This window comes from Vibrio sp. SCSIO 43153 (genome assembly GCF_023716625.1).
Classification (GTDB): domain Bacteria; phylum Pseudomonadota; class Gammaproteobacteria; order Enterobacterales; family Vibrionaceae; genus Vibrio; species Vibrio rotiferianus.
The window spans coordinates 1,928,560-1,950,366 of the sequence record NZ_CP071855.1; the positions used below are offsets into that span (position 1 = coordinate 1,928,560).

Annotated in this window: 20 protein-coding genes; 9 read left to right on the forward strand and 11 right to left on the reverse strand. The window is 44.1% G+C overall.

From position 1 onward, the window contains the following. Nucleotides 1-19: 19 nt before the first annotated feature. From tyrR to J4N37_RS09405, 5 genes are all read right to left on the reverse strand, one after another. Nucleotides 20-1,564: a transcriptional regulator TyrR gene (tyrR, locus tag J4N37_RS09385; protein ID WP_045393509.1), complete on the reverse strand. Its 1,545-nt coding sequence runs from the start codon at nt 1,562-1,564 to the stop codon at nt 20-22. Between the two features lie 100 nt (nt 1,565-1,664). Beyond that, nucleotides 1,665-2,705, reverse strand: a complete 1,041-nt coding sequence (locus J4N37_RS09390) for a YcjF family protein (protein ID WP_252040697.1) — start codon at nt 2,703-2,705, stop codon at nt 1,665-1,667. Next, on the reverse strand, nt 2,702-4,078 hold the full coding sequence (locus J4N37_RS09395) for a YcjX family GTP-binding protein (RefSeq protein ID WP_252040699.1): 1,377 nt from the start codon (nt 4,076-4,078) through the stop codon (nt 2,702-2,704). The genes J4N37_RS09390 and J4N37_RS09395 overlap by 4 nt, the downstream gene beginning before the upstream one ends. 156 nt (nt 4,079-4,234) lie before the next feature. Beyond that, a complete protein-coding gene (locus J4N37_RS09400; RefSeq protein WP_010448784.1) occupies nt 4,235-4,420 on the reverse strand; it encodes a hypothetical protein in 186 nt (61 codons plus the stop codon). Between the two features lie 175 nt (nt 4,421-4,595). Beyond that, the gene (locus J4N37_RS09405; RefSeq protein WP_010448782.1) at nt 4,596-6,113 is read right to left on the reverse strand and encodes a fumarate hydratase; all 1,518 of its coding nucleotides are present in this window, start codon (nt 6,111-6,113) and stop codon (nt 4,596-4,598) included. A gap of 309 nt (nt 6,114-6,422) precedes the next feature. On the opposite strand from J4N37_RS09405, the gene pabB reads away from it, so the two are divergent. Continuing rightward, nucleotides 6,423-7,784 (forward strand): aminodeoxychorismate synthase component I, encoded by a 1,362-nt coding sequence (gene pabB, locus J4N37_RS09410; RefSeq protein ID WP_252040701.1) that lies wholly within the window; start codon nt 6,423-6,425, stop codon nt 7,782-7,784. 84 nt (nt 7,785-7,868) lie between these two features. Here the strand turns inward: pabB and J4N37_RS09415 are convergent, their stop codons facing one another. Together J4N37_RS09415 and J4N37_RS09420 are read right to left on the reverse strand one after the other, a co-directional pair. Further along, a complete protein-coding gene (locus tag J4N37_RS09415) occupies nt 7,869-9,572 on the reverse strand; it encodes an ATP-binding protein (RefSeq protein ID WP_045393497.1) in 1,704 nt (567 codons plus the stop codon). 6 nt (nt 9,573-9,578) lie between these two features. Next, nucleotides 9,579-10,118, reverse strand: a complete 540-nt coding sequence (locus J4N37_RS09420) for a heme NO-binding domain-containing protein (RefSeq protein WP_045393494.1) — start codon at nt 10,116-10,118, stop codon at nt 9,579-9,581. A 124-nt stretch (nt 10,119-10,242) separates the two neighbouring features. Between J4N37_RS09420 and J4N37_RS09425 the strand changes: the two genes are divergently transcribed. The 5 genes from J4N37_RS09425 (at nt 10,243) to J4N37_RS09445 (ending at nt 16,408) form a co-directional block, all read left to right on the forward strand. Beyond that, a complete protein-coding gene (locus tag J4N37_RS09425; protein ID WP_045393491.1) occupies nt 10,243-10,842 on the forward strand; it encodes a CoA pyrophosphatase in 600 nt (199 codons plus the stop codon). Between the two features lie 345 nt (nt 10,843-11,187). Next, nucleotides 11,188-12,441 (forward strand): aromatic amino acid transport family protein, encoded by a 1,254-nt coding sequence (locus J4N37_RS09430; RefSeq protein ID WP_045393488.1) that lies wholly within the window; start codon nt 11,188-11,190, stop codon nt 12,439-12,441. A gap of 97 nt (nt 12,442-12,538) precedes the next feature. Beyond that, on the forward strand, nt 12,539-13,900 hold the full coding sequence (locus J4N37_RS09435; RefSeq protein ID WP_045393485.1) for an L-serine ammonia-lyase: 1,362 nt from the start codon (nt 12,539-12,541) through the stop codon (nt 13,898-13,900). Nucleotides 13,901-14,118: 218 nt separating this feature from the next. Then, a complete protein-coding gene (gene tpdA, locus J4N37_RS09440; RefSeq protein WP_045393482.1) occupies nt 14,119-15,834 on the forward strand; it encodes a cyclic di-GMP phosphodiesterase TpdA in 1,716 nt (571 codons plus the stop codon). A 106-nt stretch (nt 15,835-15,940) separates the two neighbouring features. Further along, nucleotides 15,941-16,408 (forward strand): GNAT family N-acetyltransferase, encoded by a 468-nt coding sequence (locus J4N37_RS09445; RefSeq protein ID WP_252040703.1) that lies wholly within the window; start codon nt 15,941-15,943, stop codon nt 16,406-16,408. 46 nt (nt 16,409-16,454) lie between these two features. Here the strand turns inward: J4N37_RS09445 and J4N37_RS09450 are convergent, their stop codons facing one another. After that, nucleotides 16,455-16,592, reverse strand: a complete 138-nt coding sequence (locus tag J4N37_RS09450; protein ID WP_167381312.1) for a hypothetical protein — start codon at nt 16,590-16,592, stop codon at nt 16,455-16,457. A gap of 230 nt (nt 16,593-16,822) precedes the next feature. Here J4N37_RS09450 and J4N37_RS09455 point away from each other — a divergent pair, with 230 nt between their 5' ends. After that, the gene (locus J4N37_RS09455) at nt 16,823-17,611 is read left to right on the forward strand and encodes a response regulator transcription factor (RefSeq protein WP_252040705.1); all 789 of its coding nucleotides are present in this window, start codon (nt 16,823-16,825) and stop codon (nt 17,609-17,611) included. 52 nt (nt 17,612-17,663) lie between these two features. Here the strand turns inward: J4N37_RS09455 and J4N37_RS09460 are convergent, their stop codons facing one another. Together J4N37_RS09460 and J4N37_RS09465 are read right to left on the reverse strand one after the other, a co-directional pair. Continuing rightward, on the reverse strand, nt 17,664-18,017 hold the full coding sequence (locus tag J4N37_RS09460; RefSeq protein ID WP_045393473.1) for a DMT family transporter: 354 nt from the start codon (nt 18,015-18,017) through the stop codon (nt 17,664-17,666). Nucleotides 18,018-18,429: 412 nt separating this feature from the next. Continuing rightward, complete coding sequence (locus J4N37_RS09465) at nt 18,430-19,092, reverse strand: hypothetical protein (protein ID WP_045393470.1); 663 nt, start codon at nt 19,090-19,092, stop codon at nt 18,430-18,432. A 342-nt stretch (nt 19,093-19,434) separates the two neighbouring features. Here J4N37_RS09465 and metA point away from each other — a divergent pair, with 342 nt between their 5' ends. Both metA and pilW read left to right on the forward strand, forming a co-directional pair. Beyond that, on the forward strand, nt 19,435-20,376 hold the full coding sequence (gene metA / locus J4N37_RS09470; RefSeq protein ID WP_010448755.1) for a homoserine O-acetyltransferase MetA: 942 nt from the start codon (nt 19,435-19,437) through the stop codon (nt 20,374-20,376). 419 nt (nt 20,377-20,795) lie between these two features. Continuing rightward, nucleotides 20,796-21,512 (forward strand): type IV pilus biogenesis/stability protein PilW, encoded by a 717-nt coding sequence (pilW, locus tag J4N37_RS09475; protein WP_010448753.1) that lies wholly within the window; start codon nt 20,796-20,798, stop codon nt 21,510-21,512. On the opposite strand, the gene J4N37_RS09480 is transcribed toward pilW, so the two are convergent. Then, a complete protein-coding gene (locus J4N37_RS09480; RefSeq protein WP_010448751.1) occupies nt 21,504-21,737 on the reverse strand; it encodes a hypothetical protein in 234 nt (77 codons plus the stop codon). The genes pilW and J4N37_RS09480 overlap by 9 nt on opposite strands. Nucleotides 21,738-21,807: the final 70 nt, after the last annotated feature.

Genomic DNA, 21,807 nt, shown 5'->3' on the forward strand with positions numbered 1-21,807 from the left:
CCCGTTTTTTACGAATACCCTAGCTTTTGCGAATACCATAATCTCGAAGTTTGTTCGCGATAGAGGTGTGCGAAACGTTCAATCGCTTGGCGAGCTTACGGCTTGATGGGAACGATTGGTACAGACGCTCTAAGATCTGCGATTCATAATCACGCATTATCTCATCCAGCGAGCCATCAAGGTTCAGCGTCGTACTCGTGCCACCCATTGCTTGTGGTTGTGGCAGATTAAAGTTTTCGGCTTTTAGGACATGCCCATCCATTTCAGTCAATGCACGCAGAACCATGTTGTCCAACTGACGCATGTTGCCCGGCCATTGGTAGTTCGCTAACGCATCCACCAGCTCTTCATCTAACTCTGGCTTATCGATACCGAGTTGTTGAGCGTGTTTCGTTACAAACAAGTCGAGTAGCGGTGCCACATCGTTCGAGCGCTTGCGTAGAGGTGGAATGTTCAATGTTAGGACATTCAGACGATAGTATAAATCTTCACGGAACTTGCCAGCTTCAGCAAGCTCAGCCAAGTTGTGTTTAGTCGAAGCAATAATACGAACATCAACGTGCATTTCGTCTTCTGCACCCACACGACGGAAGTTACCGTCCTGTAAGAAACGTAGAAGTTTGATTTGCAGATGCGAGCTCATTTCACCGATTTCATCGAGGAAAACCGTACCGCCGTTTGCTTGTTCAAAAATGCCTTTATGACCTTGCTCGTGATTAAACGAGCCTGGCGCATGGCCAAACAGTTCGGTTTCAGCCACATCATCAGGCATCGATGCACAGCTCAAGACGAGAAACGGTTTGCTCGCACGGCCAGAACGGCTGTGACACGCTTTTGCTAACATCTCTTTACCGGTGCCGGTTTCACCTTCAATCAATAGAGGTTGATCGAGAACTGACAGTTTTTTCGCTTGGTTTATCAATGCCCTATGACGGTTAGACAAACCAACAAAGTGCTCGAACCCTAATTGATTGTGTAACGGCAGTATTTCTTCAATTTGTGAGCCTTGCTGGCTTGAACGAATTGTCATCAGTGTACTGGCGAGAGTCGAATTCTGCGCTTCGTCTTTAATGTACACGGGCATCAACTCAAGGATGTAGTCTAAGCCGTCGATCACCAAACTTTCACGAGTACGCGCGTTAACACCTTCAGACCAACGAGAAAAACGCACGCTTGGTAGCAATGTGCCAATTTGCGTACCGATCACATCTTGTTTGTGCTGACCAAGTAATGATAGCGCTGCCATATTTGCCATATCGACAGCGCCTTTAAGGTCAATCGCAAATACAGGATCTGGGAGGTTATCTACCAATGATAGTAGCTCTGTATTGTGGCGCTCCATTGGCATAAATTGAATCTTTCTAACGTCTTTGACGCCGGAAATACGACGAATTTCAGCCATCAGCTCACTAAAAGTATCAAAATCAATATCCGGGCAGTTTAAGTAGATGATGCCACTAATATCGATTTCGATACCACGCAAATCGATGCTTTTAGATGCTAAAATATCGAGCAGTTCTCGGGTAAGACCGAGCCTATCTTCACATAAGACTTCAAGACGCACTGAAAAAATCCCAATTCACAACTGTCAGGAAAAGTTGACAGTAGTTTCTCCTAAGCTTGGTATGCCGTCAAGCAATCCTCTATGCTAAAGGTGACATTGCTTACGGTTTGACCGTGATTGATGCAACTTTCGCCACCACTTCCTTACGAATCGCCCCTAATTTGACTTGACGCTCTGGATACCAAGGCAAAGGTCGAAGCAGTGCCATGGATTTCAGGCCAAGACGGGCTGTCAAAATCCCCACACCAAGCCCCTGCCCCGCACGCGCTGAGATCTTCCCTGCTAGATCCATAGACATCAGGTCCATACTGGCATCTATTGCAAGCTCACTAGCACCAGCCGCAGCCATGTTCACAAACACCGCTCGGAGCAGTTTGATGCGAGAAGCGTAGCCAAGTTCAACGCCGTACACCTTAGAAAGGTTGTCGATCATTTTGAAATTTCGCCATGCCACCAGCAGCATATCAGCAGCAGCCAATGGACTCACCGCCACTAAAGCCGCAGACTCAGTTGCGTGCTGAGAAACAATTTTGGTTGCGAGCTTGTCTTGCTGGCTAACGACCATGGAGTCGTACATCTCTAGAATTTCAGCATCGCTGTGAGCGGGATTCACACTGTTCTGCCAACGGTCAAAACCAGGGTTTTCTGCCAGAACCCCACTTTGTTCTGCAACCTTTTCACAAAACGCTTTGCCCTTTCCGACGCTTTGGCTATCGATAAGCGCTTCACTCTCTTCTTGCACACTAAAGTGATTACGCAGTTTGCGCAGCTTCCATAACTCTTTCCCTAACGCACCTAAACCAAAAGAAGCGATGGTGGTGATAAAGCCAGCCCAGCCAAGCGCAAGCCAATCGGCAGTTTGTACTGCGGTAACGACTGAATCGACCGCTTGCCAACCAACTAAGCCTGCGAACGTGGTAAAGAGACCCGTTGTTAGCCATTTTCGACCAGATTTCGGACGAATGACTTGTTCAAGCTGCAATTCTTGTTCGGTTTCTTCCTGTTGCTCCTCGATCGCCACCGGAACGAAGGTTTCTTTTTCTGAAAACGTCTTTTGAGCCGTCAACTCAGGTGAAACTCTCTCTTCATCACTGTGCATCGCTCTTTCTGAGAAGACCTGTTTTTGTTTTAGCTCGCTCATTTCAATTTGTCTCCCAATAGGTATTCCAACGCTTTATCGAGTCGAATATGTTTCATCGGCTCGTCGGTTTCTGAAGGCATTGGACGGAAAGAAGTAAAATCAAAGCCACTATTTTGCCAATATGCCGCATTAGGTAACTTCTTCGGCACTTCTCCGGGGAACATCGTCATTGGCTCGCCATCTAGTGTTGTACCTTGCAAAGCTGGCACGGTCTTATCACCAGAAGCAATAAAGCCTGAGGTCGTCGCTTGAATCGAGGCAATGCTCATGCAGCTCATTTCAATGTTCTCATACGAAGCAGTTTGCCATGCCGGATGCACCATCTGTTGCAGCAATGAAACCAAGTGGGGATGCTGATCCGGGGTCACGTGGTCCGCTTTTGTCGCAGCGAACAATACTCTGTCGATTTTTGGTGAGAACAAGCGACGCAAGAAACTGCTGCGCCCATATCGGAAGCTGTGCATGATCTGCTCAAGCGCTTGGCGCATATCGTAAAAGGCTTCATCCCCCGCATTCAGGGGCTGTAAGCAATCCACCAGCACAATCTGGCGATCAAAGGTCGCAAAGTGATGCTTATAGAACGCCTTAACCACCTTCTGCTGATATTCGTGATAACGCGCTTCTAGCATCGCTAAGTTGCTACCTTTGGCTGGCTTCGTATCTGCGTCAAATCGACATGGGAAGAACTGCAATACTGGCGCACCTTCAAGCTCACCAGGCAGAACGAAACGACCAGGTTGAACCCAATGTAAACCGCCTTCTTTGCATGCATGCAAATAGTCGGTGTAAGTTTTTGCGACTTTCTCAAGCTGCTTTTCATTCAGATCTGCATTCAAATCTAACGCTTCAAGTTCAGTCAACCAACTAGCGGCAAGTTCACTGCGCTGCCCTTTCAAGGCCTCAAACTGAGTCTGAGACCAAGTCGCAAAGTTCATATCAAGTAAAGGTAAGTCCAATAGCCATTCGCCCGGATAGTCGATGATATCGACGTTCAGTACGGCAGTTTTACTCAACAGCTTTTTGGTGGTTTTGTTTGGCTTGTATTTTAGCGCTAAGCGGATTTCACTGACATCGCGCGTAGGCACTGGCCACTGAGGTGGCATAGCATGAATTTGGCTCATCGCATCGTCGTAGGCAAAACGTGGCACCATCATGTTAGTTTGCGGCTCACGTTTCGCACCAATTAAGCGTTTGTCACGGGCGGCATTAAGTAGCGGCAAATTATCGTGAGTGGCGGTATGCAATAATTGATTAACCAGAGAAGTAATAAAAGCCGTCTTACCGGCACGCGATAGCCCCGTTACGGCGATGCGGACGTTTGCGTCCATACCACGGTTGATAAAGTCATTCACTTCTTGCGTTATTCTTTTCATACTTTTTATTTATCTCATCAATTCTTGCTACGCAGTGTAATTTTACCAACCTTAATCAAAGATGAACAAAGTATTCACTGCAATATATGATCCCTAAAAACGCAAAAGCCTCTGAGAATTTCAGAGGCTTGGAGATTCTAACTGCGGTTGGAAATTCTAATCATCTTCAATCAATTTGTAGATAACGAACAAAGCGATTTCCAGCATTAACCACAATACGCAAGTGATAGTGACGTATTTTTCATCAAAGATACTGATGCCATGAAGAATCAAGTCGTAGCCAACAAAGCCGCCTACCACTACTGCAAGAATGATTTGTAGAATTTGTATAAAACGAGGCATGCTTTCTCCTAATCATAGTCTGCACAACAACGTAATTTGCTATGCCTATAAGTTTATATCTGATTATATAGACAAAAAGTGCAGGTTTCGCTGCACTTTTGTCAAATGTTTGCTAGTTAAATCAGCACTTTGTCACATTCTCTTAAGTGAGACTCGTGATGAGTGCCCACAGCAATTACGCTTCCATCTCTTGGATTTTCACTTTCCAAGTATCTGGACCAATTTGGTGAGCGTTCGCGCCATTTGAATCCACTGCGACCGTCACTGGCATGTCTTCGACTTCAAACTCGTAAATCGCTTCCATACCAAGATCCTCAAACGCAACCACGCGTGCTTTCTTGATCGCTTTCGCTACTAGGTAAGCCGCACCGCCGACTGCCATGAGGTAAACCGCTTTGTGGTTTTTGATCGATTCAACCGTTGCAGGGCCACGCTCAGCTTTACCGATCATGCCCATGATGCCGGTTTCTTCTAACATCATGTCCGTGAACTTATCCATACGTGTTGATGTGGTAGGGCCTGCAGGACCCACAACTTCATCACCAACCGCATCAACTGGGCCAACGTAATAGATGAACTTACCTTTTAGATCGACACCTTCAGGTAGACCCTCACCCGCTTCTAGCATGCCTTGAATGCGCTTATGCGCGGCATCACGGCCAGTAAGAATTTTGCCCGACAACAGAACCGTTTCACCGGTTTTCCACTCTTGAACTTCTTCTTTGGTCACGGTATCTAAGTTCACGCGACGTGTGTTCTCGCCCGCTTCCCAAGTGATATCTGGCCAATCTTCTAGCTTCGGTGGAGTTAGTTCAGCAGGACCGTTGCCATCTAGCGTGAAATGCACGTGACGAGTCGCTGCGCAGTTCGGGATTAAGCACACCGGTTTAGAAGCTGCATGCGTTGGTGCAGTTTTGATTTTCACGTCGACAACCGTTGTTAGACCACCTAGGCCTTGCGCGCCAATTCCAAGCTTGTTTACACGGTTGAAGATATCAAGACGAAGCTCTTCTTCAGCATTTTGAGGACCACGATCAATCAGTTCCTGAATGTCGATGTGCTCCATCAGAGATTCTTTTGCCAATACCGCAGCTTTTTCAGCGGTACCGCCAATACCAATACCAAGCATGCCCGGTGGACACCAACCAGCACCCATTGCTGGTAGTGTTTTCTCTACCCATTCAGCAATGTCGTCAGACGGGTTTAGCATCACCATCTTGGTTTTGTTTTCAGAGCCGCCTCCTTTCGCTGCAATTTGAATTTCAACTTTATCGCCTGGCACCATATTGATGTGTACGACCGCTGGCGTGTTGTCTTTAGTATTGATTCTCTTGCCGGCAGGGTCCATTAGAACCGAGGCACGCAATGGGTTGTCCGGATTTGTGTAAGCCTGTCGAACGCCCTCATCCACCATCTGCTGAACCGTCATGTCCGTCGAATCCCATTGAACACCCATACCGATGTTCACGAAACAAGTTACGATGCCAGTATCCTGACAAATCGGTCGATGACCTTCTGCCGACATACGGGAGTTAATTAAGATCTGAGCGATAGCGTCTTTTGCCGCTTGGCTCTCCTCGCGGTGGTAGGCTTTTTCAAGGGCCTGAACAAAGTCTAGCGGGTGGTAGTAAGAAATATACTGTAGCGCATCAGCAACACTGCTGATGACATCCTGCGTGCGTATTACCGTCATTGCATGCCTCATTATTGTTATGCTTTGCTTCCATTATTGGCTTGGCTTCTATCGTGTTTGTTGAGCTTATTGCTCTTAAATGAGCTTTGTTTTTATAAACGTTTATTTTTAAACCATGTTTTATAAACAATTGTCGAATGGCTGATATCGACACACGAGTAATTGAAGTCGCCTTCTCATATAGTAAAACCACCTCCAAGCCTTTGTATAGAGGTAGTTTGGCTATACAGGCGTTTATGATACTCTTGCTGCCCATGACATGCCATGCAGTGAACGAACTCTTTGTCACAATTTAAACAAATGAACAACATGGATACGCAATTGCTTGATTTTAAGGCATTGGATTACGCCAACGACCTAGCTACCTCCCTATTTTCTCGTATTGAAAGCCAACCTTGGGCAATGCTTTTGCGCTCGGCTTCCAATACACATATCGACAGCCGATTTGATGTATTGGTCGCCAATCCAGTCGCAACCCTAGAGACCATCGCTGGCGATACGCACATAAAAACAGAGTCGCGACAATACGTGTCTAAAGAAGATCCGTTCTCGCTACTGGATGAACTTCAACAGCTGCTTTTGCCAAACCTTGATTTGGAAGCAAACTTGGATCTGCCATTTGTCGGTGGTGCGCTCGGTTATTTCAGTTACGATTTAGGGCGCCGTGTTGAATCTATGCCAGAACTGGCGACCAAAGACCTGCAAACGCCAGATATGGCTGTTGGGCTGTATGAATGGGCATTAGTGATCGATCACAAGTTGAAGAAAGCGTGCATGGTAGGCCAAAACATTGAGCAAGCGTGGCAATGGCTTAATTCACAATTTCCAGCTGATGTTGAAGACTTCAAGCTGATTGGTGATTGGCAATCAAACATGACGCCAGACTCTTACGCGTCGCGTTTTGATCGCGTTCAAGAATACCTATTAAGTGGCGACTGTTACCAAATCAACTTGGCTCAACGTTTTAACGCTTCGTACCAAGGAAGTGAGTGGCAAGCTTACACCAAATTAGAAGCGGCTAACCAAGCTCCTTTTTCTGCGTTCATTCGTATGCCTCATTCGGCAATTGTGAGCGTGTCACCAGAGCGTTTTTTGGAGCTGAAAGACAACGTCATTGAAACCAAGCCCATCAAAGGTACTCGCCCTCGTAGCCAAGACAACAAGCTAGACCAAGCCAACGCACAGGACTTACAGACGGCGGAAAAAGATCAAGCCGAAAATCTGATGATCGTCGATTTGCTACGTAACGATATTGGCCGTGTTGCGTCACCGGGCAGCGTTCACGTGCCTAAGCTGTTTGATATCGAGAGCTTCCCAGCAGTGCATCACTTAGTAAGCACTATTCGAGCGAACTTAGGTACGCAGTACAACGCAGCAGACTTGCTTCGAGCTTGCTTCCCTGGGGGGTCCATTACTGGTGCGCCAAAAGTTCGAGCGATGCAAATTATTGAAGAGCTAGAACCGCACCGCCGTAGCGCTTATTGTGGCAGCATTGGATATATCTCACGCCATGGGCGAATGGACACTAGTATTACGATTCGTACGTTGGTTGCGGAAGATAACAAGCTCTACGCTTGGGCGGGCGGAGGTGTTGTTGCAGACAGTGATTGCTCAGCCGAATATCAAGAGACGCTGGATAAACTGTCAAAGATCTTACCGGCACTGAAGTAACTTTCAACGCTACACAGTTCTAAGAAAAACGGCTCTGTTGTTATAACAGAGCCGTTTTTGCTTGTAGCAATTATTCGTGACGCGTCATTCTTCTAACCATTTACACATAACCTGCTCAATATCAGCAGCGGTGTAAGGCTTAGTAAGAATGTCGTTCATGCCAGATTCAATACACTTTTGTCTCTCTTCTAGGGTTGTTCCTGCAGTGAGTGCAATGATTGGCTTGGTATAACCATTTTGTCGCAAATACATTGTCGCTTCATAGCCGTCCATTTCGGGCATCCTACAATCCATAAACACCAGTTCATAATCATGCTGGCTCACCGCCTCTATCGCTTCAATACCGTTTTTCCTCAAATCAGGTACTACCTCTAGTTTTCTCAGCATTTGGGTAACAATAACTTGATTCATTCGGATATCATCCACGACTAGTACGCTTCTACCAGCCAATTTTATCGCATTCTTGACGTAGATTTCGCCATCTGACGACAATCCCCGCTCTTCACCAAGCTTCAAGGGAATCCAAACCTTAAATGTCGTTCCACTTTTTTCTTGGCTAACAAAACTAATTTCACCGTCCATCAGCTCGACTAAGTTTTTTGTGATCGCCAATCCAAGGCCTGAGCCTTCGAAATGCCGCTTACTTGAGCGGTCCACTTGGACGAATGGGTCGAACAAAGTAGCTTGAGAAGCTAAGGGAATACCAATACCTGTATCTTCTACTTCGAAGTAAAGACGACCATCTCGCCATTCAACTCGTAGAACCACCCCCCCTAACTGGGTGAACTTAATAGCATTTCCAACAAGATTAACTAATATTTGCGTGATTCGCTCGGCGTCACCGTTAAGGTAGTTTGGGATACCTAGTTTTTTATCAATTGAAAAGTGTATTCGCTTCTCTGCAGCCCTCGCTGCAAACACACCCATAAGAGAGCTTTCGAGCTCAACCCAAGCGAAATCTTTACAGATAATCTCCATCATACCGGCATTCATTTTGCTGAAATCAAGAAGATCGTTAATGATAACGCGCAACAGTTCACCTGATTGCGTTAAATTGTTCAGATATTGGAGTTGCTCGATTCCAAGCTCCGTTCTCCCTAATAGTTCTGCACTACCAAGAACGCCGTTTAAAGGGGTACGTAATTCATGATTAATCATTGCAACAAATTCTTTGGTTGCGCGTTCAGATTCCTCTGCTCGCATACGAGAAGCGATTTCTCGTTCAATGCTCAGGTGACGACTAATCACGCCGTGGACAAGATCAGAAGCTAATACCATTTGCTGCGTGATAAATGACTTGTCCAGAAACTCTACCGCGATGTCGAAGACAAGCTCGCCACTAAGCTTATCTTCTAAAATAATTGGCAAGCTCAGGAACTCATCTCGCCACGAGGGTTGCAAAGTGTTCATAAGGTATTGCGATAGCGGCAAATGGCCAAACTGATGTCTTTTAATGGAAGAAAAAAGCGATTCGTCCAATGTTAGAAACGCCCTTCTCACAACTGAATTAGAAGTCAATTGCTCAAGGAAACTCGCCATTAAAGCCTCATCAAAAGTACTTGACAAAAACAAACGACCAAATTTGATCAGCGTGGCATCGATTTGCTCTTCAAACTCAAATTTACGTAGGTCTTTTTCAGACTTCATTTCAAGCTTTTTTAAAGCAATGCTGAGCTGCTGGTTGGACTCATAAAGCTCCAAACTTTTTTGCTCTAACAAAAGCTCAGCAGCTTTTCGCGAAGCAACCTCTCGTTTCAGTTTTCGCTCAAGGGGAGAGTTCTCTGTCATGAATTACTAAGCTACCTCTAACCAAAAACGCACTTGGCTTCCATCTTTTGATTGGTTTTGGTGTTTTACTTCCACCCGCTCATCAAAGTGATTAGCGCAGCCTTGAATTAGTCCCACGCAAACATGCGCCATACAGCGTGCACTTCGATAATCAAACACCATTTCTGACTCTGTTTCACTAATAAAATCAAATTGCGGTGGATTGGCGTCTGGGTAGAGTTTTTTTACTTCAACATGAATAAAGTCTTCTACATGGCGCACAAATTGGAACGTGGTGGTGCACTGTTGAAGACTGGCATGGTTTGGAATGGACTTAAGTAGATTTTGAAATACGCACTCACCGAACACTTCTTGTAATTTTTCTGGTGGAATGTCTGATACTTTGCTGAGGTTAACAATCAACTTAACAAGGTCTCGATGGTCATAGCTGCCAACCGAGGTGTAGATTCCCTCGTCGTTAGACAGTTCCAAAACTTGGTCAAGCACTTCCAGACCAAACTTGTCCTCCACTAACTCTATGAACTCCGTGAAAATTATCCCTTTCATCGTCTTCAACTAACCTTATAGTGACGTCTTTAAATAAAGAATGGTGTATAACGCTATAAGTTTCAAATTAATATGCTCATAACGCCATAAAGAACACACTTAGTTTAGGGATAAGGATTGCGCTTTGATCATTGATAAATCAACACTTCTACAGAACTTTCAGTTACGCCTGCCGACGGGTTATCACCACGAGTCTTTAAGCCGCTTGGCTCACCTTCAAGAAAATACATTGCGAGATGCCGCGGTATTGATTGGATTTGTTGAACGTGAAGAAGGTCTTCAAATCATTTTAACCAAGCGCGCGAATCATCTGAGACATCATCCGGGACAAATCAGCTTTCCTGGTGGAAAATATGAGAATGACGATAACACCTTGGTCAATACCGCCCTTAGAGAGACTGAAGAAGAAATTGGCATTCACCAAACGCATATACAGGTTTTTGGTCAGTTACCTAAGCTACCAACTATTAGCCAGTTTAATGTGACACCATTTTTGTCCTTCGTTTCTCCAGACTACACAATTCGCATTGACCAAAATGAAGTCGCGGAAGTTTTTGAAGTGCCAGCCAACCATATTTTGAACCCCAAAAGGCTATACAGCACAAAATTCAACCTAAGAAGAACGAGCCACCGCGTGTTTGCAATCCCCTATCAGCATCATTTTATTTGGGGGATGACAGCACAAATTATCGAGTCGATGCAAAAGCACATCATTTCTAACTAACTGCATTATCAATGATAAACTCGCACCTAGACCAAACATCATGTGCATCAATATTAATAAAAGGTTACTTTTCAAACATTCATTCACATTAGTTTAATTTGGTTTTACACCGCAAACGCTTGCGGTGAGATAAATTTATACAATTCAGCCTTCAGATAAGTTTTTCTAATTTTACTCATTAGCAATAATCACGTGTAGCACGCCGTTTTCGTGATAAAAAGCAGGTTTTTGACATATCATTCAATAAGCTCGAGCAATACATGATTTAGATCTAATTTTCTTAGTGCAAAATCTTGCAAAATTGGCCCCGACTTATTTCCTGTTCCCAAAATGAGTAACTCAAAAATGAATACAACTACTTCTGCGGCTTCAACCGCACAATCGTCTAGTAAGTTTTCTTACAAAGACTTCACCTGGTGTTTGTCCCTATTTGGTACAGCAGTAGGTGCAGGTGTACTATTCCTTCCAATTAAAGCAGGTGCTGGCGGTTTCTGGCCATTAGTTATCCTAGCTCTAATCGCGGCACCAATGACTTGGTTCGCACACAAATCTCTAGCTCGTTTCGTACTTTCTGCGAAAAACCCTGAAGCTGATATCACTGACACAGTAGAAGAGCACTTCGGTAAAACTGGCGCAAACCTTATTACTTTTGCTTACTTCTTCGCTATCTACCCAATCGTACTAATCTACGGTGTTGGTATCACAAACACAGTTGACTCTTTCCTAGTCAACCAAATGGGTATGGAATCTATTCCTCGCTGGCTACTGTCTGGAGCACTTATCGCAGCAATGACAGCAGGTGTAGTATTTGGTAAAGAACTAATGCTGAAAGCAACATCAGCAATGGTTTACCCACTAGTATTTATCCTACTAGCACTTTCTTTCTACCTAATTCCTGATTGGAATACATCAATGATGGAAGTATCACCAAACTGGGGCGAAATGCCGACCATCGTTTGGCTAGCAATTCCAATCATCGTATTCTCTTTCAACCACAGCCCAATCATTTCTCAGTTCTCTAAAGAACAACGTCGTGTATACGGTGATGACGCAGTGAAGAAAACTGACGCTATCACTGGTGGCGCAGCAATGATGCTTATGGGTTTTGTAATGTTCTTCGTATTCTCTGTAGTACTTTCTCTATCTCCAGAGCAACTAGCATCTGCGCAAGAACAAAACATCTCAGTACTGTCTTACCTAGCTAACGTTCATGAGTCTCCACTTATTTCTTACATGGGTCCTCTAGTAGCGTTTGCAGCGATCACTTCTAGCTACTTTGGTCACTTCCTTGGTGCGCACGAAGGTCTAGTAGGTCTAATCAAATCTCGCTCTCAAACTCCTGTCAGCAAGATTGAAAAAGTATCGCTACTGTTCATCGTAATCACAACTTGGATCGTTGCTATCGTTAACCCAAGCATCCTAGGCATGATTGAAACAATGGGTGCACCGATGATCGCGGCAATCCTATTCTTGATGCCTATATTCGCAATGCAGAAAGTACCAGCAATGGCGAAGTACAAAACTTCAGCACCTGTACAGATTTTCACAGCAATCTGTGGTCTTGCGGCAATTAGTTCTGTAATCTACGGCGCTCTTTAATCACAGCTGCTTTATTTAGCGTGATTAATCCAAGAATATAACGATAATAAAAAGCCTCCCAACTCCCCTTGGGAGGCTTTGTTCTGAGGTAATCGATATGATTAGTGTTTTTGACATCTATAAAATCGGTGTTGGTCCTTCAAGCTCACACACTGTAGGTCCAATGAAAGCGGGTAAAGAATTTATTGATGATCTTCGTGCAATGGGAAAACTGCGCGACATCACTAAAATCACCGTTGACGTTTATGGTTCACTATCACTGACAGGGAAAGGTCACCACACGGATATCGCGATCATCATGGGTCTTGCAGGCAACTCCCCTGAGAAAGTAGATATCGACTCTATTCCGGGCTTTATCGCTCGCGTAGAAGAAACTGAGCGCCTACCTGTTGGCATGCACTGTCATACAGTATCTTTCCCGAAAGATGGTGGTATGAACTTCCATACTACTAACCTTGAGCTACACGAAAACGGCATGCAGATCCACGCTTGGATCGATGACGAAAAAGTATACTCAAAGACTTACTACTCTATCGGCGGTGGTTTCATCGTTGATGAAGAGAATTTCGGTAAAGAAGTAGAGAACCCTATCAAGGTTCCTTACGAATACACAACGGCAGAAGAGTTAGTTCACCAGTGTAAAGAAAGCGGTCTTTCTATTAGCGCATTGGTAATGAAGAACGAACACTCTCTGCACTCTGATGAAGAGACTCGTACATACTTCGCAAACATCTGGCGCACAATGCGTGAGTGTATGGATCGCGGTATGAACGAAGAAGGTATTCTGCCTGGTCCACTACGCGTGCCTCGTCGTGCAGCAGCACTTCGTCAGCAACTGCTTACTTCTGAAAAGACAACGAACGATCCAATGTCGGTTGTTGACTGGGTAAACATGTTCGCTTTCGCAGTAAACGAAGAGAACGCAGCAGGTGGCCGTGTTGTGACAGCACCAACAAACGGTGCGTGTGGCATCATCCCTGCGGTACTGGCTTACTACGATAAGTTCATCCAAACCGTAACTGAAAAAGATTACATCCGTTACTTCGCGGCTTCTGGCGCAATCGGTGGTCTTTACAAGCGAAACGCGTCTATCTCTGGTGCGGAGGTTGGCTGTCAGGGTGAAGTTGGCGTAGCGTGTTCTATGGCGGCGGCAGGCCTTGCTGAGCTTATGGGTGGTAGCCCTGAGCAAGTATGTATGGCGGCAGAAATCGCAATGGAGCACAACCTAGGCCTAACATGTGACCCAGTTGCAGGTCAGGTGCAGGTTCCATGTATCGAGCGTAACGGTATCGCGGCAGTAAAAGCGATCAACTCGACTCGTATGGCACTACGTCGCTCTTCAGCTCCAACAGTTTCTCTAGATAAGGTTATCGAGACCATGCTAGAGACTGGTAAGGACATGAACGCGAAATACCGTGAGACATCTCAAGGTGGTCTAGCAGTTAAAGTTATCTGCTAATCCCCTCTTCTCTCTGAATTGAAAAGCCCGAGCATTGCTCGGGCTTTTTTTCATTCCTATATCCATCTAGGAAAAATTCCCTCTAGATTGAGCTTTATAAAAAAATCTAAAATGTCCGCTATATCCAGAAGTTTAGGATATGCCCGTAGAACATCACATACCTTCCAATTCAATATTGATACCGTATTCAAAACATTACATTTGGAGCGCTTTAACACATGATTAGGTTTGAACTAGGAAACCAAATCTGCGTTTGCTTGTCCGACAAACAACTTTCACTTGAGCTCAACAATTCCACCCACTCTTCTATTCCTATCAGTAGAATTGAATATTTACTTTTGAGCACCATCGCGGCTTTTGGGAACTTAAATGCGCCGATTAGTCAGAGGAATATCGAAAAGAAGTTATTAGCGCAGTATCAGCTGGTACTGCCTGAAAATGGATTTAAAAACTCAATCGCCTCACTTAGAAAGAAATTCAGACACCTCACGCAGAACCATGTTTCCATGCAGCAATCACTCATCGAAAACATTCACCGCAAGGGGTATTTTGTTCCCTTCCACAATCAACACGCACAAAAGGACGGCTTGCGTCAGCAAGAGAGTATCGACAAGCGAACTGCTCATAGTATTAGGACTTTTATAGAGATTTGTTTAAGAAATCGACTGCTCTACTTGAACATTTTGTTCTTTCTTGTACTCACTGGGTTGCTTTATCTTGCGATCTGTTTTTATGCGATAAGCAACATCGTAAGACAGAATTATTTCGATAGCGCGTCATCATTAGCTCAAGACATTGCACTTAAAAGCTGTTTTGAAAATGAAGACCGCTTGAAAGGTTTTTTCGACAACGTAAGGTTGGTTGAGTCGGCGTTGTTGACTGACCGACATAATATCCGCTGTCTGATCACGCCTGAGGCTGTGGTCCCGGTAAACAACAACGACATAAGCAAGTGGTTAGATAATGACAGTTATACAACCCACACATTCGAGCTTGCTGGCGCGACAGCAATGGTGCGAGTCAAAAACATCAACATTACAAATAACATAGAAAATCACATGTCACGGATGTTCCTATCAGGAATGAAAGTATGCACAAACACGGGGCCTGCTTTGGAGATCGGGGATACAAAAGGTCAGTCGTTTCTTTACAACGTCAATGGCAGTGGCTACAGGGAAGTCTATTACGTCACTGGCCCTGTGAGTAGTATTCTGGCGCTGAGCTTACTTCTTATCGTGTTGGTTAATCACAAGCTACTACGTTCACTTCTGACTTATATGTGGGCCATCCGTCACTTCAAATTAAAGCTTGAGCCCATTTACAACACGGCCAACAAAGTGAACATTCACTATGAGGTACTTTCGCGCTTTCAAGTAAAAAACACCCAAAAGTTCATTGAGAGTCTTATTAGCAATGGGCTTTTGCTCACTCATACAATGCTACTAATTCGGCTTATTTACGGCTCATCTAGGTCGCTCATCGCGCCACTTAGTATCAATGTATGCCCTTCATTGCTTGAAGGGAGCAACTTTCTCAAGCTCTATCGCCAACTCAGTAAGTTGGACTGTTCGCTCCTAACGATAGAGATTACAGAAAACGCGTCCATGTACTACACCGAAGAGATATATTCGAACGTCAAGAAGCTGAAAGGCTTGGGTTGCAAAATCAGCATTGATGACTTCGGCACTGGTAACAACAATGTTGAACTTATTGGCAATATCACGCCAAACTACCTAAAGATCGATAGATTGTTCGTTATGGATCTCAAACAGGATGATAAAAAGTCAGAAATGCTTCGTCAGCTAATCGCCATGGGACGTACCTACCATTGCACTGTTATCGTTGAGGGTGTGGAAAGTGCCGAGTGCGCTCATCTACTTACTACTCTTGGTGCCTATATCCATCAAGGCTACTATTACCCGCTCCTGCGTTGACAGGGGCTTTTTCTTCAAACCTTCATGAGCGTAATTGCGCTTTTATCGCATCCCTCACTATAATAGCGGTATGCTGTGTACCACCTCTGAATAGATCCAGACAGATATGATCGCGATTAAACCGGCAAAGTTGAAAGATTTTGCGAGCTTGATGCAATTGGAAGTGCATGACGATCAAAAAGGATTTTTTAAACCGTTTGAGCAAGCTTACCAAAACCGAAGTAAGTCAGAAGTGTTTTATACCATATTCCAAGACAGCTTGGCGGTAGGCTACTTAGTTATAGATAAGGCATTTGCTCAGTATGCACCGTTTGCAAAACGGCATGAACTTAAGCTGAGCTACATGGTAATTGGCAAGCAGTTTCAACAGAAAGGCGTTGGGAAAGCGACGCTTCAAAAGTTGATGGTTTATGGTTACGCCATCGATGCGGAGAGTAATTCTATTTGTGCAACCGTTTCCTGTTCAAACAAAGGGGGGATTACACTTTTTGAATCGGCTGGTTTTGAAAACACCCAAAAAACGATTTACGAACCTGATGGGAAAGCCGTCATTATGAGGCATCCGCTTAGTTGATGTTATAAAGGGCAGTGTCAAAAGACTCAACTGCCCTAATCCATTTTTATACTGAAAGAACTTCAGCCTGCCATCCGTAACCAAGATACTCTTTCGCTAAACTTTGAGCCACAAACATGGATACTACAACTTCTGTCCATTGGTCACTCATTCCGATTCGGTAGCGAAGTTTCATCATTTTCATAAATTTTACATCTTGTTGTTTACGCACAGACACCAGAGTTATCAGCTAAAACACCATAAACAATCAAAGTTATTGTTTTGGTTATGGTGCAATCAGAATGCTAACCTTGGGTGTAATTAGTTATTCCATAGTTTTCGAAATAACACCGCACACATTCTGCAAAATGATATGATTAGAATGTAGAGTAAAAATACTGCATTTATAAAAATCAGTGAGGCTAATTAATTTTTATGGAAAGCGAGATACATACATCGATAATCGTTGATAGCTTTGAGGCACTCGCAACAAAGCAAACCATGCTACTTGCCAACACCCAAGCCCAAAATTGTGAAGAAACCCTTAAGCAATGTATTCTTGAGGCGATGGATTGGTTCAACATTGATCGAACAACGATGTTTCCCAACTCAATGTTGTTTTTTAGTCATGGTAAAACAATAAGTGTTGCTCGTCCCCCTCATCAAATATTAACCGCAGAGCAGGTATCTCCAGTAGATGGAGAAAAGTACCTTCGCTTGATTGGCAACTCATCGAAGACACAACTGTTTTCAACGAAAGAGATGGAGTCAAGCGACGTCACAGTGCTGAGAATGATCGCCGCGCAAGGCGGTAGCCATCACTATACCATTCCATTGGTTCAATTCGGGCAGCGTTGGGGGGGCATGTCTTTTACGCTCTTCAACAACCAAAGAGCAGCGTTAAGCGAGAAAGAACTCAACGAGTATACTTACCTTTCACATATGTGGCTTTCGTTTTGGCAGCACTCTAAGTTACATCGAACCTTATATAAGACCGATGTATCGACACATAATGAAAATACAAAGATGCTACGCCTAAGCCAGAGGCAGTATGATGTGTTAGCACTGCTAACGACAGGGAAGTCAGCCAAGGAATGTGCCAAAGAGCTGAATTTAAGCCCAAGAACTATCGAGTCACACAAGTATCGGCTATTAGACCTATTAGAACTCGATTCACACGCGGAGCTCGTGCAATTTGCCTTGAGAAACGGGGTTGAATACTGATGCAACACAGAAGTTGAGCAATCAAGGTAGGCACTTGCCTACCTTTGTCACTCTAGTGTGCTGCTGTTTTAGACACCAACTTAACGATCAACACGCCAGTTATAATGAAGCCAATACCTATTAGAGCAGCGAGATCGAGTTTCTGGCCGTACAAGACATAACCAACCCCAGCGACCAATACTATGCCCGCCCCACTCCATATCGCGTATACAACACCAACTGGCATTGTTTTTACCGTTACCGACAAAAGGAAAAAAGCAATAGCATAGCCAACCAGTACAATCGAACTCGGCAACCATTTCGTGAACTGTTCGGTTTTAGGGATATAGGATGTTGCTATGACTTCACAGACAATAGCAATACTTAACGCGACCAAAGGCGGTAAAGAAACTAAAAGCTTGAACATATACTCAAGTAACCTCGAGATGCTTAGTTCAGCGAGAATGACTTGGTTTGAAGGCGAGGCAACAATTTAAAGATCTAGTGGTTCTAAATCGAAAATTGTTAACGAAGCATACGAACCAAGGCAACTCGCCCTTCGGGAGCGTGTCACTGAAGCAATTTCTTCGTCAAACAACTTGGAAAGAGCGAGCTATTCCACTTCGTTGCTTTCCTTGAACTTGAATCAGTGACAACGCTCTGAACCCTGCATCTTGAAGTCACTTGAGTATAATTACCACACAAGAAGATTAACTCAAGCGCGGCATTATAGAGATTCTTCACCGCTTATCTAGCCTAGTTTTAGAAAAGCAATTTTACGTACTAGCAATAATCAAGGGAATCATGGGGCACCTTCCGAACTCATTGATTTAAATTGGCTAGAGTTCACTTTCGTTTATATTAAGAATACAGATGTCGTTCGATTGCGCTCGTTTCAAGTTAACGTAAGTGATGTCTTTTATTCCTAATTTCTTAAGGCTATCGATATCATAGCTCCAGCCCTTCATGTCTGAGTTGCACCCTTGGCTTTGCCATTTTTCTTGATTATTCAGATACCCAAACTGACTGATTTTTGGGTTAACCGAAATCATTGAATAAAAGGTCTTCTCACGGTTTTTAAGTAGCTGCAGTGCGCGATTCCAACGCTCAATTGCTTCTTTATCATTTGTTAACTTAAAAGAAGCATACTCAAGATGATCAACCCATAGTACTGATGCCGCACCAGTAATTAGTACTGAAGATGCAGCAGGGAGAACATAGTTTGCGCACTCAGCTTGACAGTCACCATTGATGATAAGGTGTACATTGCTAGTATGCATCCAGCGCCCTAGCTCCATCGCAGCTTGATGATCCCCTCCTTTGCTATCTACCATTATCGTTGAAATCTGCTCTTTCGATTGCTTTATTAACGTCTGAGCAAACTGAACCGACTGTGGTGTTATTTCCTCATAAAAATACAAAGTGCGACCTTTAACGGAAATATCTTTACCGAAGTCACACCCCACCAGTAGCAAAGGTAAACAAATCACAATGTAACGCACGTTAATTCCCCTTTCAGCCATAATGAGCTAATGCGTTGTCCTCTATCAATAGTAATCAGGGAATCAACAACCAACGCACCAAAGTGTTGTTTTTTTGACCAAAGTCAAAATACGCCATTAATAGCATAACAAATTTCATCGTGTCTATGAGAGTACGACTAAGTTATAGGGTTTTCACTAAACTAAAAGCAACCACCGATCGCACAACTACATTGCATATTAGAAAGCGCCATACTCGACGACGCCAATAAAAATCTTTCAATCTCACATTCTGTATCGACATATGGCCTGATTTAAGTTAGCTTTAGATGTATAGACGTCTAGAAGCTTAGGGAGAAAGCTGTGCCAATACGAATTCCAGATCAATTACCCGCGTCAGATATTCTTAGAACAGAGAACATCTTTGTGATGAATGAGACACGTGCCGCTAGTCAGGAAATCCGCCCTCTGCGAGTTCTCATACTGAACTTAATGCCCAAAAAAATCGAAACAGAAACCCAGTTCCTGCGATTACTTTCAAATAGCCCGCTGCAAGTAGATGTCGAACTATTACGTATTGACGATAGGCCGAGTAAAAATACACCGACAGAGCACTTAGATACCTTTTATCGTCAATTCGAAATGGTTAAGAACCGAAATTTCGATGGTTTGATCATCACAGGCGCGCCGTTAGGTCTAGTGCAATTTGAAGATGTTATTTACTGGGATCATCTCAAGACCATCATGAGTTGGGCAAAGGAACATGTAACATCAACTCTATTTGTATGCTGGGCTGCCCAAGCAGGATTAAAACTGCTTTATGATTTGCCGAAGAAAACTCGTAAAGAGAAGCTTTCCGGGGTTTATCATCACGACATTCATCACCCATACCATCCAATATTACGAGGATTTGATGACTCGTTTCTTGCTCCTCACTCTCGGTACGCCGATTTCTCTCCTGAGTATCTTAATGATCACACCGATCTAGATATCCTCGCTACATCAGATGTGGCTGGTGTTTATCTTGCTGCCACGAAAGATAAGCGCAATGTGTTTGTAACTGGCCACCCCGAATATGACTCACATACATTACACAATGAGTACATCCGCGATTTGGGAGAAGGCATGGAGCCAGCAATACCCGTAAATTATTACCCTAATAACAATCCGGACAACCCACCACGTGCGAGTTGGCGCAGCCACGGTCATCTGTTGTTTTCAAATTGGCTAAACTACTGCGTATACCAACAAACGCCATACGATTTAGACCATTTCAGCGAGTCTGCATTTACTAAAGATGATTGAGAGTACTAGGGGCTATTACTCTTTCGCGGTTAAATTTTGTTCGAGGTAAAATCGTTTTAGGCGAGGCAAGAAGTGCGTAGCCTAGTCATTCTAAGCAAATACTTCTTAACAAAGCATGAAACGATTTTAGTCGGGGGCGCCTAGCCGAACCCTCTGGGCAGCGTTTGTTGGCCATTTCTACTTCGTTATCGACTTCTCATGTAGGCTAACTACACATCAAAGTCTCTGCCTTGTATAAACACCCAACAGTTCGCTGCAAAAATCAGCTCGAAAGAGCAACATACCCTACTTAAATAGCCGGCTAAGTCTGGCTATTTCATCGTTATTTGCAAACCTTGTCGCATTGTAATTTGGCGATATTAGTCATTTCCACGTGAACTCATATCATGCCTTTACTCAATGGTAATTAGGTGATGTAGATGAGCTTAAAGAATTCACTTTCAATTTGTGCACTAGTGATGCTAAACGGCTGTGTAACCGTCAATGAAGGAGAGCCCACCCAGAAAGCAGATCCCATTGCCATGGCTGAGTCGCGCATTGCGCTAGGTTTAGGGTACCTCGAAAATGGAAATATGATTCGTGCACATGATAATTTGCAACAAGCGCTTGCTCACGCACCTCAATATTACCGAACCCAGCTCTCTATGGCGCACTATTACGAAACTGTAGGTGAAGTCGATAAAGCGGAAAGCATGTATAAACGATCACTTCGCCAGCATACTAAGAACGGTAACGTATTGAACAATTATGGAACATTTCTGTGTAAACAAGGGAAGTACGAACAAGCCGATAAAATGTTCACTCGCGCGATCGAGCAGCCATACTACTATCTGATTCCCGCAAGTTACGAAAATGCCGCTTTCTGTGCTCTTAAGTCTCAACAACCAGAGCGAGCAAAGTATTACTTTGAAAGAGCCATCGATCATGACCCTCATCGACCAAAATCCATCCTACAACTGGCAAAATTGGAAATTGACGATGGAGAGTACACGGACGCCCGTATTCGACTCATGCGTTTTCATCAGACCTACGGGTTAAAGAAGCCTTCATTACAACTCATGGTGGAACTAGAGCGAGCCGCTGGCAATGACGCTCTGAAAGAGAAGTATCAGCAGAAACTAGATAACTTATCTTAACTTGTTGGTATTTTTTCTAGGGTAGCGGCGGCGTAGTTGCTCACGCTGCTGCTTGGTCAATTTCCGCAAGCGTCTCACTCTGGTTCTTTTTTGAATGCTTAGGTACTCTAAATAAACAATACGTATGAAAGCAATGAGCCCGATGACAAGCAGTATCGTGAACACGGTCATAAATGGCTGACATAACCAATCTGGTTGGCATGGGACAAAAAATTCAAATTCCATAACGCCCTCCCTTATCAGTGTTGGTAACACTCGTCATAGACTGATTAGATCATTGACCTCTCAATCATAT